At 58.5% G+C, this 16,324-nt stretch carries 12 protein-coding genes, 3 pseudogenes and 1 riboswitch; of the genes and pseudogenes, 7 read left to right on the plus strand and 8 right to left on the minus strand.

The window, feature by feature from the left end:
• Nucleotides 1-69: 69 nt before the first annotated feature.
• The 5 genes and pseudogenes from JN279_RS36330 to JN279_RS36345 form a co-directional block, all read right to left on the minus strand.
• On the minus strand, nt 70-1,098 hold the full coding sequence (locus JN279_RS36330) for an IS110 family transposase (protein WP_202351562.1): 1,029 nt from the start codon (nt 1,096-1,098) through the stop codon (nt 70-72).
• Between the two features lie 137 nt (nt 1,099-1,235).
• Nucleotides 1,236-1,304, minus strand: a pseudogene (locus tag JN279_RS39020) (hypothetical protein); the annotation flags it as partial.
• 35 nt (nt 1,305-1,339) lie between these two features.
• Nucleotides 1,340-2,299, minus strand: a pseudogene (locus JN279_RS36335) (IS256 family transposase); the annotation flags it as partial.
• Nucleotides 2,209-2,607: an autoinducer binding domain-containing protein gene (locus JN279_RS36340; RefSeq protein WP_244734811.1), complete on the minus strand. Its 399-nt coding sequence runs from the start codon at nt 2,605-2,607 to the stop codon at nt 2,209-2,211. The pseudogene JN279_RS36335 and the gene JN279_RS36340, both read right to left, overlap by 91 nt.
• Before the next feature lie 577 nt (nt 2,608-3,184).
• Entirely contained in the window at nt 3,185-4,438 is a 1,254-nt protein-coding gene (locus JN279_RS36345) for a D-amino acid dehydrogenase (protein ID WP_202351564.1), read from the minus strand.
• 47 nt (nt 4,439-4,485) lie between these two features.
• Nucleotides 4,486-4,586, minus strand: a riboswitch (glycine riboswitch).
• A 215-nt stretch (nt 4,587-4,801) separates the two neighbouring features.
• Here JN279_RS36345 and JN279_RS36350 point away from each other — a divergent pair.
• A complete protein-coding gene (locus JN279_RS36350; RefSeq protein ID WP_202351565.1) occupies nt 4,802-5,089 on the plus strand; it encodes a hypothetical protein in 288 nt (95 codons plus the stop codon).
• 146 nt (nt 5,090-5,235) lie between these two features.
• Here JN279_RS36350 and purU read toward each other — a convergent pair whose 3' ends face one another.
• Both purU and JN279_RS36360 read right to left on the minus strand, forming a co-directional pair.
• Nucleotides 5,236-6,120: a formyltetrahydrofolate deformylase gene (gene purU / locus JN279_RS36355; protein WP_202351566.1), complete on the minus strand. Its 885-nt coding sequence runs from the start codon at nt 6,118-6,120 to the stop codon at nt 5,236-5,238.
• Between the two features lie 253 nt (nt 6,121-6,373).
• Nucleotides 6,374-7,540 carry a M20 aminoacylase family protein gene (locus JN279_RS36360; RefSeq protein WP_202351567.1) on the minus strand — a complete coding sequence of 389 codons (1,167 nt, stop codon included), beginning with the start codon at nt 7,538-7,540 and terminating at the stop codon, nt 6,374-6,376.
• 642 nt (nt 7,541-8,182) lie between these two features.
• On the opposite strand from JN279_RS36360, the gene JN279_RS36365 reads away from it, so the two are divergent.
• From JN279_RS36365 to JN279_RS36385, 5 genes are all read left to right on the plus strand, one after another.
• Nucleotides 8,183-8,389 carry a hypothetical protein gene (locus tag JN279_RS36365; protein ID WP_202351568.1) on the plus strand — a complete coding sequence of 69 codons (207 nt, stop codon included), beginning with the start codon at nt 8,183-8,185 and terminating at the stop codon, nt 8,387-8,389.
• Between the two features lie 655 nt (nt 8,390-9,044).
• On the plus strand, nt 9,045-10,295 hold the full coding sequence (locus JN279_RS36370) for a sarcosine oxidase subunit beta family protein (protein WP_202351569.1): 1,251 nt from the start codon (nt 9,045-9,047) through the stop codon (nt 10,293-10,295).
• Between the two features lie 7 nt (nt 10,296-10,302).
• Nucleotides 10,303-10,593 (plus strand): sarcosine oxidase subunit delta, encoded by a 291-nt coding sequence (locus JN279_RS36375; protein ID WP_202353881.1) that lies wholly within the window; start codon nt 10,303-10,305, stop codon nt 10,591-10,593.
• A complete protein-coding gene (locus tag JN279_RS36380; protein WP_202351570.1) occupies nt 10,590-13,526 on the plus strand; it encodes a sarcosine oxidase subunit alpha family protein in 2,937 nt (978 codons plus the stop codon). Before JN279_RS36375 ends, JN279_RS36380 begins: the two co-directional genes overlap by 4 nt.
• Nucleotides 13,519-14,085, plus strand: coding sequence for a sarcosine oxidase subunit gamma (locus tag JN279_RS36385; protein WP_202351571.1), 567 nt, complete (start codon nt 13,519-13,521; stop codon nt 14,083-14,085). Before JN279_RS36380 ends, JN279_RS36385 begins: the two co-directional genes overlap by 8 nt.
• 480 nt (nt 14,086-14,565) lie before the next feature.
• Here the strand turns inward: JN279_RS36385 and JN279_RS36390 are convergent.
• Nucleotides 14,566-15,917 (minus strand): annotated as a pseudogene (locus JN279_RS36390) (ABC transporter substrate-binding protein); the annotation flags it as partial.
• Nucleotides 15,918-16,019: 102 nt separating this feature from the next.
• Here JN279_RS36390 and JN279_RS38885 point away from each other — a divergent pair.
• Nucleotides 16,020-16,280, plus strand: coding sequence for a M24 family metallopeptidase (locus tag JN279_RS38885; protein WP_342216304.1), 261 nt, complete (start codon nt 16,020-16,022; stop codon nt 16,278-16,280).
• Nucleotides 16,281-16,324: the final 44 nt, after the last annotated feature.

The following is a 16,324-nucleotide window of genomic DNA, read 5'->3' on the forward strand; positions in this document are numbered from 1 at the left end:
CCGCCGTCCCGGCGGGGACATCACGAGCTCCGCGAAGGGAGGCTCGAGAACTGGTTTGCGGTCGAACTGCTACGCCATCTTTTCGTTTCCCCACTCAAAGTTGGTGCCATCTACCCAGAGGCAGTGAAGGAGAACGGCGATCTTGCGAGCGACTGCCACCTTCGCCTTTTTCATGCCGACCCGCTTCGACAGACGAACGCCCCACGCCTTCAGCGTCGACCACTTCTTCGTCCGGTGCATGAGCACGCTGGCCGCTTCGTATAGATAGGTCCGCAACAGGCGATCTCCCCAACGGGAGACGCGGCCGTTTATGTCAGTTTCGCCGGACTGCTTTCGTCGCGGTGTCAGGCCAAGATAGGCGCCTACGTTGGCGGCCGAGCGGAAGCGCGACGGATCGTCGATCGTGTGTCGGAAGGTGAGCGCGGTCACCACACCGACGCCGCGAACGGTCATCAGCCGGCGGGTGGTTTCATCGCCATGGGCAAGACGCCGAACTTGCCGATCGAGCTTCTCCTGCTCACGACAGACCTGCTCATGAATGGTCAATAGAGGCTGGATAACCGGCAGAAGCTCATGCCCGTCAGCAACCAGCTCCAGGGCTTTTCGCCTGAACTGCGAACCGATGGACCGTCCGAACAGCAGGCCATATTCCTTCAGCATGGATCGGACCTGGTTTTCGAGATCGCGTCGGATCCCGACGAGTCTTGATCGGGTGACTAGCATGGATCGCGTGGCTTGGCTTTCTGCGCTTTTCACCTTCACTTCGCGATACCAGCCGACGCGAACCAGCTCCGCCAGGCCGCGGGCGTCGTTCTCGTCACTCTTGTTCATCCGAACCGAAAGCGCCGCCTTCGCGTGTCGGGCATCAATGCAGACGACCGGCAATCCGACCCGTTTAAGTTCGTGCCATAACCAGCTGGACATGGCGCCAGTCTCGAAGCCGATCCTCTCAGCGTGAGGCGCACGCTTGCGTAACAACTCGGTCAACGCTCCTGGATCGGACTTCGCTTTCCCTTGAAAGATTGTCTTTCCGGCATCGTCGACCACGCACACGCTGGTCTCACGCTGCCACACATCCAGTCCGACATATTGCTTCACTGCGGCCTCCTTGATCTCAATCCTCGCCGGCTTCTGCCGTCGTCGGAGTCTTCGTCCAAAGGAGCAACGACAGCAATTACGTCATCGTGTGCAAAATTGGACGCCGATTGGAGTGCGCCCCTGGGGGTGGACAGATATCAGGCTGCTGATTTGCCAGTCTGCCGGATGTGTTGATCCTCGAACTGCTGCGGGCTCAGATATCCGAGCGCCGAATGGAGCCTGCGTTTGTTGTAGACCTCCTAAACGGCACAACGTGCTGCCAGTTGCGCCGCCAGCTCTGCGTGATCGCCGGATATCTCTGGCCCCAATAGCCGGCGTCGAACGCATCGAGTGCGGCCAGGCCGGCTTCTGCGTCCTTGGCCCGGTAGATCGCGCGCAGCGCCGGCACGACGGGCTTGCGGTCCTTCCACGACACGAACTCCAGCGAATGGCGGATCAGATGCACGATACAGGTCTGGACCACGGTCTGCGGGAAGACGGCGTTGATCGCCTCGGGGAAGCCCTTCAAGCCATCGACAACGGCAATGAGAATGTCGGCGACGCCCCGGTTCTTCAACTCGTTCATCACCCTCAGCCAGAACTTGGCGCCCTCGGTCTGCTCGATCCAGATGCCGAGGATCTCCTTCGTGCCATCCGGCAGGATGCCGAGCGTGATGTAGACGGCCTTGTTGCGAACGAAGCCTTCGTCCCTGATCTTGACCCGGATCGCATCGAAGAAGATGAGCGGATAGATCGCATCCAGCGGGCGGTTCTGCCACTCGGCCACTTCCTCCAGGACGGCGCCGGTGACGGCCGAGATCAGGTCTGGCGACACGTCGATGCCATAGAGCTCTTCGAGATGACCGCGGATCTCGCGAACCGTCATGCCGCGCGCATACTTCGAAACGATCTTGGCGTCGAAGTCGGGAAGGCGGCGCTGGTATTTGGCAATCAGCTTCGGGTCGAATGTTCCGGCCCGGTCGCGCGGGATCGAAAGCGTCATCTTCGACGTGCCCGTCAGAACCGACTTCTTCGAATGGCCGTTGCGGCGATTGGCATTGCCGGCGTCGCCTTCATCTTCAAGATGCTCGTCCAGTTCGGCGTTCAGAATCCGCTCCGAAAGCGCCTTCTTCAGATCGTCGAACAGCCCGTCTCTGGCGAAAACCTCATTCGGATCGCGACCCGCAAGCAACTGGTCCAGAAGTTCCTTCTCGATAGCCATGTGATGATTCTCTCCTTTCCATCATCATGGCCTCGCGCACAGAATTCCTGACAGTCCCCGGCGTAGAAGGCGCGAACACGGGACGAAACCTTTCTCTGGCTTTCAGGTGCCCACGCGAACGCCTCCATTCTTGCCCGCGCTGTCCTGACGACAGGATCGATATCCTTGTAGTTCCGATCCAAATAGCGCTGTTGCCACTCGTCCGCGTAGTTCGATACCGCGTAGCTCCGCACTGGCCGGATGTTAAGATAGGCATAGCAGTCGAAACCGAGCTGCTGGATGGCATCGGTGAGCGCGTCCTTCAACATCCCCTCTTTTCTTGCCAGGGACGAGATATCGGACAGCTTCTGGAACCAAGTTCTCAACACACTCGAACCTCCTGAGACTTGCCCTAAAACTGACGCCGCGCGAGGTGTCTATCAAATGCATCTCCTCGCGATCGCCAGGACACGCCACCGTTTAAGCGCTCGGAGATAGCAGCCTGTGAACGACTGTGATAACTCAAGTGTTCTCAGGGCCATAGCTGCGAGCGAAACAACCTAAGCTGTCGCGTATCCTCGAGGTGCGGAAGATCGGCCAACGTTTTGAACGAGGATGTTTGGCGACAGTCGTTCAACGATACAACTCCTCCTGCTCAAGGAGCTGTAGCTGGAACGGCGTCTCCCTGCAGAGCACAAGAAAACTTCGCCCCGCCGGTGGGGAGGACACCGGCAGGGCGAGCTGCGCGAAGGTCTCGCTCGCCGCAAGGCGACCGGACAGCGCCGACTGGATGGCGTTTTGCTGACGAATCGTCGCAAATGAAATTATAGAATTCCCGAGCGATCGTTAGCCGAGCGGCTTCGACGACGGTTGAGCGAAATGCATTATTCATATTTCGCTCCAGATTTACGCGGCATGGCGGGATGCCACCGGCAGACTGTCAGCGACGATGTGCGCCAGCAGGGCGGACGTGGCCGCGGACAAGGTCCAGCCAAGGTGTCCATGTCCTGTGTTATAAAAAACGCCCGGCGCGCGTCCTTTGCCAACGCGAGGCATCATGCTTGCCATCATTGGGCGCAGTCCGGCCCAGGGAATTACGCGGTTTGTGTTTACTCCTGGAAACAGTTCTCGGGCCCAATCAACCAAAGGCCTGATCCGATCATCTCTGATATCGCGGTTGTAGCCATTGAATTCCGCCGTACCCGCAACTCGGAGGCGGCCATCGCCGAGCCGGCTGGTAACTATCTTCGCCCGGTCATCAAGCAAGCTGACCCAGGGCGCGGCAGACTGGGAGCGCTCATCGTCAAGGTGCACAGTTATCGAATATCCTTTTACGGGATAGATGTTCAGGCGGTCGCCAAGCATCGCTGCAATTTGACGGCTTGCAGAGCCCGCACAGACTACAATCCCATCGGCCTGCAAGATTTGCTCGACCCCCTTCCCGTCTCCGCCGTGCACCATATAGGACACCCCGAGCCGGTCGCGGCGGTCGATACGAGCAACCGTTGCGTCGTACTCAAACGCACCTCCCAACCTCTCGCAGGCTCTCGCTAAGCCTGTCGTATATTTGTGAATGTCGCCGGTCGAATCCGAGGGCGTGAAAAAGCCGCCGTAGAATTTCCCATGCAACGTAGGTTCAATAGACGCGATCTCTTCTGGCGTCACCGGCCGCCGATCGAGCCCGCCGTCCGTGAGCATTTCATTTACCTTCGTTGCGTAATCAAAACCCGGCTTGTCCCAGTAAATATGCAGAATGCCCCGTGTAACGTGATCGAACTCGATACCTTCGCGGTCCGCAATGTCGAACATATACCGCCGAGCGGATATGGCCAGCCGAGCGGTCGCAACGGTGTTGTCGCGGTACTTCGCAATATTGGACACGAATTCGGCTAGCCAGCTGTACTTATGCCAGTTTGGCAGAGGATTTATAAGCAGCGGCGCGTCCGGCCTAAGCATCCACTTGATCCCCTTAACCACTGTCGACCAATGGTTCCAGACCTCGGCGTTACTCGCTGATAGCTGGCCACCATTTGCGAACGAAGTCTCCATCGCTGCATAGCGTTGGCGCTCGAGGACTGTTACATCATACCCTTGGCTCAGAAGGGCATAGGCAGTCGAAACGCCCGTAATGCCGGCGCCGATCACAACTATCTTCGTCATTTCGATCTCCAGAAAGAACAGTGGGTGCAAGCCGATTGACCTGCGGTGTCCCCAAATCTGTCTCCTTTACCTGAGAGCTTAGCCCGGATGACTTACCTGGCTTTCCCCTTCGGCGTGCGCAACGGCGCATCTCTCCAGATTGTCCCACTGTACGGTCTCTTGTGCCTGAGAGTTTCCTTGGGGGGTTGCTCCGTGGCGTCGGCGCTGGACCGATCTCTCCCGTACAGCATGTTGAACAATCAGATTTATAGATGTTGTTGCGCGGCGATAAACTGGATTGTTGCCACCTTATTGAAACAAGAGAATCATAATCTGGGGGTATTTGAAACGTACGGCCGGCCCCAGACGTTAGGGCGGGCAGCAATGATTGCGACCACCCATGTCAATTTGCAACGCTCGGATTCCATTGTGACCTTGCTGGCCACCGGGCAGGTCGCTCAGCACGACGATCACAATATCTCTGAACCCTTGCTGCGACTTTCACGTGGATCGGCTCACTTTTCTTGCCGAGACCGCCGTTGTCCGACCATCGAACCGCACATCTCGCTGGCCTTTCCGTCTTTGGCCCTGGGCCGGGCGAGCAGTAATTTGATCGGGAAACCCGAACGGCGTCGTAGTGCGGCGGTAGTGGTCGGGGATAATCTGCCCTAACCCACCGCGGCGTTAAGAAAGCGTGATGCAATGTCGAGAGTCGACAACCGCCGCCATCTCAGGCAAAGGGAACGTTGGGCTGTCGACACGCTTAGAGACGTAGTGACGGCGGCCGGATCTCCATTCTATCGATGCCAATCGCCGTCTCATCCCATCCGGTCCGAGGCATAGCTCCCCGGGCTCGGCGGGAAGACCACGACGCGGTTGCCATTGATGAAGCAACGGTGGTGGATGTGGGCGTGTACGGCCCGCGCCAGGACCTGGCTCTCGACGTCGCGGCCGATGGAAACATAGTCCTCGGCGCTTTGCGCATGTGTGATGCGCGCGATGTCCTGCTCGATAATCGGGCCTTCGTCGAGATCGGCGGTGACGTAATGCGCGGTTGCGCCGATCAGCTTCACGCCTCGGCTATAGGCCTGCTTGTAAGGGTTTGCGCCCTTGAAGCTCGGCAGGAAAGAATGGTGGATGTTGATGATCCGGCCCGACATCTTCTTGCACACCGCGTCCGAAAGCACCTGCATGTAGCGGGCCAGCACGATCAGCTCAGTGCCTGTCTGTTCGACGATATCCATGATCTGGCCTTCGGCCTGCAGCTTGTTCTCCTTCGTCACCTTGGAGCGGTGGAAGGGAATGTCGTGGTTGACCACGACCTTCTGGTAGTCGAAATGGTTGGAGACGACGCCGACGATGTCAATCGGCAGCGCGCCGATCTTCCAGCGGTAGAGCAGGTCCTTCAGGCAGTGGCCGAAGCGCGACACCATGAGCAGCACCTTCATCCGCTTCTGGGCGTCGTAGATCCCGGCATCCATCTTGAATGTCTCGGCGACCGGCTTGAGGCTTTCGACCAGTGTCTGCTTGTTGACCCCTTCCTCAGAGATGAATGAGACCCGCATGAAGAACTTGCCGGTATCGAGATCGTCGAACTGACTGAAATCAATGATCTTGCAGCCTTGATCGGCCAAGCAGTTCGATATCGCCGCAACGATCCGGCGCGTTGATTTGCACGTCACTATCAGTACATAAGTTGTCATAATAGATCCACGGATTGCACTTGCGATCACAGCGCCGTTCGCAGTTTCTGTCGTCCTCTGTAGGTTTCAGGAGTAACTAAGCCTCCATCGATCGATGTGCGTCCTGGTCACCGGGCTAGCTTCATCGCTCGCGAAATATAGTGCGAGTGCCCCCAACCTCTTCGGCCTTGACAGACTCATGCGTCGGCTGCGCCTTTGGGATAACCCTGCAAGGCAATCTTGCGTTTTTTTAGCACGACTACGTGAACTCCGCTCACCCCAATACGGTCTCGACCAGCTTTACCCAGTAGCCGATGCCATACGGCAAAGCCTCGTCATCGAAGTCAAACGCTGGATTATGACACGCCGGTGTTGGCCCATTGCCAAGAAAAATGTAAGCGCCCGGTCGCGCTTCGAGCATGTACGCGAAATCCTCCGCTCCCATAGCAAATTTGACGTTATCATCAACAGCTGCAGACCCGACAAGATTACGTGCCGCCTGGATCGCTAGATTGGTTTCCTCGGTGGAATTAAAGGTCGCTGGAACCGATCGGATATATTTGAACTCGATATCTGCGCCGAAGCCTCGCGCAATGCCTTGGGCAGATGCGAAAATCTCTCGCTCGGCGAAATCCCGCAGGTGGGATGCAGAGGTCCTGACGGTCCCGCCGATCTCGACCTGATCGGGAATGACATTATACGCCTGTGCGGCGTTTAACTTGGTGACGGAGATTACCAGCGCCTCTAGGGGATCGGTTTTACGGGATACCAAGGTTTGCAGGCCAATAATGATCTGGGCTGCAATGACAACGGGATCGATGGTCCAATATGGATGGGCCGCATGGCCACCCCGACCCTTAACAATGATATCGAAGTCATCTTGGGAGCCCATGATTCCACCATGGCGGATGCCAAACTTGCCGACCTCGATGCCCGGGGCGATATGCATGCCAAAAACCTGGGAGATTCCGAAGCGATCCATGATCCCTTCCTGGACCATTTTAAAGCCGCCCGTTGGAAAATCTGGCTCCTCGGCCGGCTGGAAGATGAGGGCAACGGAGCCCTTAAAATTGCGGGACCTCGCAAGATGTTTTGCGGCGCCCAGGAGCATGGCGGTATGACCGTCATGGCCGCAGGCGTGCATTACACCAGAGATTTTTGAAGCCCAAGGCTTATTTGATGTCTCGACTATTGGCAGGGCATCCATATCCGCTCTCAAGCCAATCGTCGGCCCATCGCCGCCTTCTCCCTCAAGCAATGCAACGACGCCGGTCCCCGCAATTCCCGTTTCGATGTGATTTATGCCAAAAGAAGCGAGCTTTTCGGCAACAAACCTTGCTGTGTTGTACTCCTGGAAGTCCAGCTCCGGATTTTCATGAAGGTAACGGCGCCAATCGGTGACTTCGCTTTGCAGCTTCCGGAAAACATCAGCCTCTTTCATGTTTGCAAAAGCCCCTAATCTTCTGGAACCAATATAACTTGGCAGTTCATCTCTATTGTGAAAGTGGCGTCAGCCTATCTGCGCCATTTGCACTCCCGATAAGTTTCAATTTTCGCTGCCGCCGATTCAATTGAAAAACTGTCTTCGAGTGCTCCCTACAGAATGGTGCATGTGGCCGAAGTGTTTGCACCAATCTGGGGCCTCCTCTGAAATATTGATGCCACCATGAGGCGTCTGTTGAAACTGTGGAAGAGGCAGGCGACAGGATATGAGACATTACAGCTATTCGGTAACTCCCGATATCTCAACGTGAGATTCGCTCTCTAGAGCATCATTGGCTGCCCCCTCAATCGCAAGGCTTGGTAGGCGAATAGATCCAACCCTGTTCGAGACGCGACAGCGATCCAAAAGATCACCGCTGTGACCCTTAGAGTAACCTATCAACCCAAAGCGATATTGATATCCTCGTGCCAAGCATAAGCAGTCGTCGAGCATCACCTCTCGGCTGTGTCGGTCCAACCGGCGCGTCGATCCCGAGACAATCCCGATTGTATCCGCCTCGACGCGAGCGCAGCGGACTCCGAAACGGCGGCTGCCAATTTTTCCGTCGCAAGTTCTGGGGCAGGAAAGCAGTTGCGTCATATGGCGAGGAATCTTCGCACCCACGCGACCGGATCCGCTGCGCATCAAGCCTCCGACCATCGCCACCTGCCGCTGATCGGCGACGGCGAGTTGCTCCTCTTTGTAGGCGCTGCAAAGGCAGAGCATCGATTGGCAAAACCTGGGAAGCTGTTGAGCACGTCGGCGACTCCCAACGGCGACATGTCGATATTCGCCAATATTGGGTGATTGGGTGCCTCTATATTCGATTGGAAGCGCCCGAGGCATCTGCGCTTGATGCCTCGGGCGAGACGAGGGTTTGCGGTAGCACGTAGGGCGCACTTCGCGGGTCTGCTCGCTTACTGGGACACGGAATTCCTCCCACAGCCACCGGGCCAGGTCGCACAGCCGCCAGCACATGACGCCGTCGAGGTCGATTGCTTGCGACAATGCTGAGCGTCATTCAGCTTCCCCAGAGCCTTGTCCTAGACCAAACCATCGGGACCATGCACCACGCATGGTCTGCACCGTGACCCTGCCGAGCGCGCTGCATCGTCACGAGAGCCACATCATAGATCGACGCAAGCGCCAGCAACCGCCGCGCTTGACCGGCGTCCATCGCGTGTCGTGCCAAAAGCTTCAGCGAGTCCCCTCATCAAAGTCGCCCCCAAAGAGATCGCCCAACCCATCGCAAACCTTCTGTTCGCGAAATGCATATCGCGTGGCGTAATCCCGTCAACCGACGCCATTTTTTGACGCATCTCGGGCAGATTCTCAGATTTTTTGTGTAATTGCCGCCTTTTGCGCAATGTTACACCTCTTACGCCCACATTCGGACATCTCGAAGCTGCTTGTCTTGAATGACGCAATTGTAATTCGGATGGTGCTACCGAGGGTCCCGGTTATGAGATTTTCAGGCTTCCGCGTTCTTACTGAAGCGCTCAAAGGTCATTCCGGATGGAAGCCTCTATGGCGCAATCCCGATCCACAGCCGTTCTATAACTACGTCATCGTTGGTGGCGGCGGGCACGGCCTCGCGACGGCTTATTACTTAGCCAAGACCTTCCGGCAATCCCGTATCGCCGTTCTAGAGAAGGGTTGGCTCGGTTCCGGGAATGTTGGCCGGAACACGACGGTCATCCGTTCTAACTACCTGCTGCCCGGCAACGGGCCCTTCTACGAGTTTTCACTGAAACTCTGGGAGGGACTGGAGCAGGAACTGAATTTCAACTCGATGGTCTCCCAGCGCGGCATCATCTACCTCCTTCACTCGGATTGGCAGCGAGATGCATATCGGCGCCGCGCCAATTCGATGATGTTGACCGGCGCGGACGCCCGCCTGTTGAGCAGGGAGGATCTGAGGACGATGGTTCCCTTCCTAAACTACGACAACGCGCGCTTCCCGATCCATGGCGCTTTGATGCAACCACGCGCGGGAACGGCACGTCATGACGCTGTCGCATGGGGCTACGCTCGTGGCGCCGATCTGCACGGTGTGGACCTTATCCAGAATTGCGAGGTGACCGGTTTCCGCATCGTTGATGGCAAGATCTGTGGTGTGGAGACTTCGCGCGGCTACATCGGTGCTGACAAAGTCGGCGTGGCAGTGGCGGGTTCCTCGAGCCGCGTCATGGCGATGGCGGGGATGCGCCTTCCGATCGAGAGCCATGTACTGCAGGCATTCGTCACGGAAGGTCTGAAGCCCGTTCTCCCCGGTGTAATCATGTTCGGCGCGGGGCACTTCTATATAAGCCAATCCGATAAAGGCGGACTTGTCTTTTGTGGCGAAATCGACGGCTACAACTCCTATGCGCAGCGCGGGAACTTGCCGATGGTGGAGGATGTCTGCGAAGGCGCCATGGCCGTGATGCCAATGATCGGGCGGGTGCGGCTCCTGCGGCAATGGGGCGGCGTTATGGACATGTCGATGGACGGCTCACCGATTATCGACCGCACGAGCATCGAAGGCCTTTATTTCAACGGGGGCTGGTGCGTTGGAGGCTTCAAGGCGACGCCCGCCAGCGGCCACGCCTTCGCCCATCTTCTTGCTACCGATACTCCTCATGAGACCGCGCGCGCTTACCGACTCGATCGATTCGCAAGAGGATTCTTAATCGATGAAAGCGGCGCTGGTGCGCAGCCAAATCTACAGTGAGGTAAACATGCTCATCCCCCATCCAGTTCTGGGTTTGCGCGATGCAAGAGAATTTACCTATCTCGGCGACGCCCGGCTTATCGACCGTCCAGACCCATCTGCACCGGACGCCGAGCCTGCCTTTTGCGACTATGTATATTTGCGCGACAATCCGGCGGGCGCGCACCGCGAATTGTGGTTCCACGAGCACGGCGACCGCTCCTGGCTGGTCGTCACGCGCAATACGGTCACCCACGAGGTTCTCGGCGCGGAGTTGGCGCGCGACGTCGCTCTTGCGCGGAAGAGGAGCGGAAGATGACGCGGCTCTCGGGCGGATTGATCGACCGTTCACAAACACTGAACTTCAAGTTTGACGGTAAACGCTACCAGGGCCATCCCGGCGACACGCTCGCATCGGCGCTACTGGCCAACGGCGTTGGCCTGGTGGGGCGCAGCTTCAAATATCATCGTCCCCGCGGGGTGCTGTCCGCCGGCTCGGAGGAGCCAAATGCCTTGGTCGAGCTGCGCACCGGCGCGCGGCAGGAGCCGAACACGCGCGCGACAACGGTCGAGCTGTTCGAGGGACTGGAGGCGCGAAGCCAGAATCGCTGGCCCTCGCTACATTTCGATGCAATGGCTATCAACGACCTGTTGTCGCCGATTTTTACAGCCGGGTTCTACTACAAGACCTTTATGTGGCCGAAAAGCTTCTGGGAAAAAGTCTACGAGCCGGCCATCCGCAGGGCCGCGGGACTCGGCAGCATCTCAATGCAGGCCGATCCCGATGCCTATGACAGGGGCTTCCTGCATTGCGACTTGCTGGTGATCGGCGGGGGTCCGGCCGGACTTGCGGCGGCGCTGACGGCCGCTCGCTCGGGCGCTCGTGTGATCCTGGCGGAGGAGGATTTCCGCCTGGGCGGACGGCTCTTGTGCGAGACGGAAACACTGGGCGAGGTCCCGGTCGCCGACTGGATCTCAGCGCTGGAGTCTGAATTCAAGAGCCTACCGCGCCTTCGGGTGATGAGCCGTACCACGGTTTTCGGCGTCTATGACCACGGCATTTATGGTGCGGTGGAAAGGGTTTCGGATCATCTCGCGGAGCCCGGTGGCCGAGTCCGCCAGACACTTTGGCGCATCACGGCGAAACGCGCTGTATTGGCTGCAGGCGCGATAGAGCGACCCATCGCCTTTGCCGACAATGATCGTCCTGGCATCATGTTGGCCGGCGCGATGCGGGCATACGCGAATCGCTGGGCAGCGTGCCCATCCGAAAAGGTCGCGGTCTTTACGAACAACGAGGACGGCCACCGTACCGCCCGCGATCTCGCGGCCAAGGGTGTCCAGATCGCCGCTGTAATCGACGTGCGCTCCGAGGCGAAGGCTCGTGGTGACTACCGTTTGATCGCGGGGGCCACGGTGACTGGCTCGCGCGGCCGACTTGGCCTGAAGTCGATTGAGGTCCAGGCAAACGGCAGGTCCGAATGGATCGATTGCGGCGCCCTTGGGGTCTCTGGCGGCTGGAACCCAAACGTGCATCTGGCTTCGCACCATCGGGGTCGGCCGACCTGGAATGAGCAGCTGCAGGCGTTCCTGCCTGGCGAGAACGGGCCTTGCGGCTTGCTTCCGGCGGGTGCTGCAGCGGGGCGCTTTTCGACCGCGGCAGCTCTGCGTTCGGGTGCGGAAGCGGCGAAATCTGCATTGGAGGACATCGGGATAGCAGCAAGATCGCCTAGTTTGCCGTGCCCGGAGGAAGACTATGTATATACGATTGCACCCGTGTTTCACGTGCCGGGCAGGAAACGCTCATGGGTCGATTTCCAGAACGACGTGACGGTAAAGGACATCAAGCTCGCGCATGCTGAGAACATGCGGCCGGTAGAGCATCTGAAACGCTACACTACGTTGGGTATGGCGACGGATCAGGGCAAGACCGCCAATATGATCGGGCTCGCCGTGATGGCGGAGCTCACTGGGAAAACAATCCCGGAAACCGGAACTACGGTCTTCCGCCCGCCCTATACTCCCGTGGCGCTCGCGGTTTTTGGGGGTGGCGATGTAGGGCCGCACTTCCGCCCGCCCCGTTTGACGCCGACCCACCACTGGGCCGAAACCCAAGGTGCGGTGTTTGATGAGGCCAGCCCATGGCGGCGAGCCGATTATTTTCGCCGTAAGGGCGAAACGCACTGGCGCATGAGCGTAGATCGCGAAGTCCGAGCCGTGCGTAGCGCAGTGGGCCTATGTGACGTCTCGACGCTCGGAAAGATTGACGTGCAGGGCACCGATGCGGGGAAGTTTCTCGACCGTCTATACAGCAACATGATGTCCACGCTGAAGGTCGGCCGCGTGCGCTATGGGCTGATGCTGCGCGAGGACGGCTTTGCCTATGATGATGGGACGTGCGCGCGGCTGGCCGACGACCACTATGTGGTCACCACAACGACGGCCAATGCGGGGCTTGTTTACCGAAATATGGATTTCGCCCGGCAATGCCTCTGGCCCGACTTCGACGTACAGCTCATCTCCACGACCGAGGCCTGGGCGCAGATTGCTGTTGCGGGGCCAAGTTCGCGTGCGCTGCTCGCCCGCATCGTCGATGGGTTCGATCTGTCGAACGAGGCGTTTCCGTTCATGGCCTGCGCGGAGCTAACGGCTTGCGGCGGTCTGCGGGCGCGGCTCTTCCGCGTCTCCTTCGTGGGCGAACTTGGCTACGAGATCGCGGTTCCCACCCGCTACGGGCATGCGCTGATGAAACGGCTGATGGAGATGGGTGCTGATCTGGGAGTGACACCTTTCGGGGTCGAAGCGCTATCTGTCCTAGGAATGGAAAAGGGCCACGTCGGTGGAGCCCAGCTTAACGGCCAAACCACCGCCGAAATGCTCGGGCTCGGCAAAATGGTGTCGCAGAAGAAAGACTCAATTGGCGCGATCATGTCTCGGCGCGAGGGACTGGCGGGGGATACGCGCCGGCTGGTGGGTCTCCAGCCTGTCGAGACTGGCGGCAAGATCGTTGTCGGGTCACATCTCTTCGCCGAGGGGGCAGCATTTAACCTCGATAGCGATCAGGGCTGGATCACATCGGCCTGCTATTCGCCCCATGTCGGGTCCATGATTGGGCTCGCTTTCCTCAAGAACGGCTATGACCGGCTGGGCGAGGTGATCGTGGCTTCGAACCCAGCCGAAGGAGAAAGTGCACGCCTGCGTGTTGTATCGGCGCATTTTGTTGATGCTGAAGGAGTACGTCTGCGTGGCTAACCTGAAACCGCTCATGGCGCTCGGCGCCGAAAAGCCTCGCTCCGCATCGTTTGCAACATTGCAGATTCGTGAGAACGAGAATCTGGCGCTTGCCTCTCTAGCGCTACGCAGGGAAACCGTTGAGCCTCAGCCGTTCGGATTGAATTTGCCGGAGCCGGGATGCTGGGTCGTAGGTCAGGAGGTGGCAGTTTTCTGGACCGGACCGGATCAGTGGATGATCGAGGCCCAAGGCCGCGCCGACGAGGACTTTGCGGCGAATTTGAAAGAGGCCGCCCGCGGATGCTCGGTGACCGAGCAGACTGGTGGGTGGGTGGCTGTCGAAATTGTGTCCATGGCCGGCACGGAGCCTATCGAGACATTGCTGGCGAAGCTGATCAACATCGATCTTGCTGACTTTGGTCCGGGCCGCGCGACACGTACAGTCCTTGAAAATATGACATGTTTCGTCATTCGCCGTAGTGAAACCCACGTTGCCGTGCTCGGCGCGCATTCGTTTGCCGCTTCGCTCTGGCACGCGCTAGAAATAGCAGCGAAGCGGTTGGAGGGGGAAGCAGCGTGAGCGCCCGGCGCATGGTGCAAGCCACGCATGCAGGTATGGGTCGCTGGTTAACAATCATCTGGGCCATGCTGACGAAGCAGCAGAACTTTCGGAGCCGGTCTTTCCCGTAGTGACCTCAGATGATCTCAGTCGCGCGACGACAGTACTGGTAGGGCTTGTGAGGAGGCGGCGAACAACTCCAGGCGCATTGAACCCGATCCGGATCGGGAGACCAGCTGTTTCCTCGGTCCTTTGCAAGCACGTGCGATTTGGACCCGATCCGCGGATCACCATACCGGACCGCCGCTTCGATAAGTACCGCTCCGAGGATGGGTCCGACCCGCCTGCGGAGCGCACCCATCACGGTAGCAAACATCCAGCTTCTGCTACCGGCTTCGCGCGGGTGTAACCGGCAGCAGCTCAACCCCGAACGTCTTTCGAACCGTTTCGCGGCTCAGTCCTGATGGAATGCGCCCTCTCGTTGACCCCGGCATTAGACATGTCGCCATTCGCGATTAGGATGGGGTCAGTGAGCGGATTGCCGAGGGAATAGTCGGGTTCGGCCGAGATAAAGATGTTCCAGCCGCCGTCCGCGATGGGGCCTTTGTTCGCCCTACGTGTAACAACTCCACCCCAATCGCTCGGCGCAAGCTCGGCGTTGACCCCGATCTTCTGCAGCGCAGCCGCCAATAGCTGCGAGGCATTACCGGCCCCCGACCAGTCCGTCGGTTGGAGAATCACGACCTTCTCGCCGGCATATCCGGACTCCTTAAAGAGTTACTTCGCCTTTTCCGGATCGCCGCTCTTATACCATCCCGTATTTTCGTCGTTAGATACAGGTGTATCGCTGCCGAATATCGAAATCACGGGGCCGCCGAAGTTCGGCTTCATGATGCGCATGAACGCTTCCCGATAGATCAGGTGGAGGACGGCTTGGCGCGCCTTGACGTTGTCAAACGGTTTCTGCAGAAAATTCATGCGCAGGAACGCGTTCCATCCCGCTTTGTCCAGGACCTGGAGTTCGAGATCGGGATCACTCTCGATTAATGAGTAAAGGTCAGCTGGCGGATCCTCATAGTAATCAATCTCGCCAGCTTGCAGGGCTGCCAATGCAGTCTGCTCATCGGCGATATTGTCCCAGATGACGCGATCGACCTTAACGATTTTCCCGCCGGCGAACCCGTCGGACTGCTCGTTGCGCGGTACGTACTGTTCATTTCGGTCATAGGTAAAGCTCGCGCCCGGCTTGGCAAGAGCTTCATTGAACCTGAACGGTCCTGATCCGATATTCGTGGTCACCCGTTCGGTTGCAGGGCGATCCGCATCTTTCTCGCGCATGATAAACAGGCATGGCGGCGTAAGATCCGCCAGGATATCGGTCAAAATCTTCAGGGGCTCCTTGAGTGAGATCGTGAAGGTCTTGTCGTCCTTTTTCGAAATATCTCTGGCCCACTCAATGATCAGTTGTCCGCCGGGAGCAACCTGTCCCCACCGGCGGATAGAGGCCACACAGTCCGCCGCAGTGACGGGGGTACCGTCATGCCAACCCAGGCCGTCCCGCAGCTCGAACGTATAAGTCTTCTGGTCGTCGGATACGCCCCACTTCCCCACCATTTGAGGCTGCGGCATAACGTTGGAGTCGAGTGCGAACAGCGTGTCGTAGATTGCCGCGCCGTGGTCGGCGGTGTAGCCGCCGTCCAGATCGGATCGAAGACGCTGAGAAAGCCCCCCTTGACCATGCGCACCGCCCGCGCCTCGGTTGGTGCTGTCTGCGCCCGCAGGACAGAAGGGATCGATAGGGCCGTTCCGGCGGCGAAACCCGTCTTGTTGAGGTTGCGTCGAGAAATTGTCATGTCCCAGTTCCTCCCCTTTTTTGGCCACTTGGTGCCGTGATTCGGATAGCGCCATATTGCGCCGACCGCCGACATGGCCACCTCAAAAATGCCTTCGTTGAAATGCCGGGGTCGCAGCGTCTCGGGAGAAGCGGAACCTCTCCTATCTCCTGGAGCGAAGACGTGTTTCGAGGTGGATCACAAGGTCACCATGAAATCGGCGGATCGCGCCACGGCTATTACGCCGGGCTTATATGCACATACTCCATCGCCGCACCTTCAGATCGCTTGCGTCGCGTTCACGAAATCGAACTCGCCGGCCTAGAAGCAGCGCTTGAAGCGGTTCGGCCAGGACGGACTTGCAGTGAACGCAGCTCGGTCTAGCAGGCCTTGCGTTGCGTTTTGCCGATCATCCGCCACCTATCCCG

Source organism: Mesorhizobium sp. 113-1-2, assembly GCF_016756475.1.
Classification (GTDB): Bacteria; Pseudomonadota; Alphaproteobacteria; order Rhizobiales; family Rhizobiaceae; genus Mesorhizobium; species Mesorhizobium loti_C.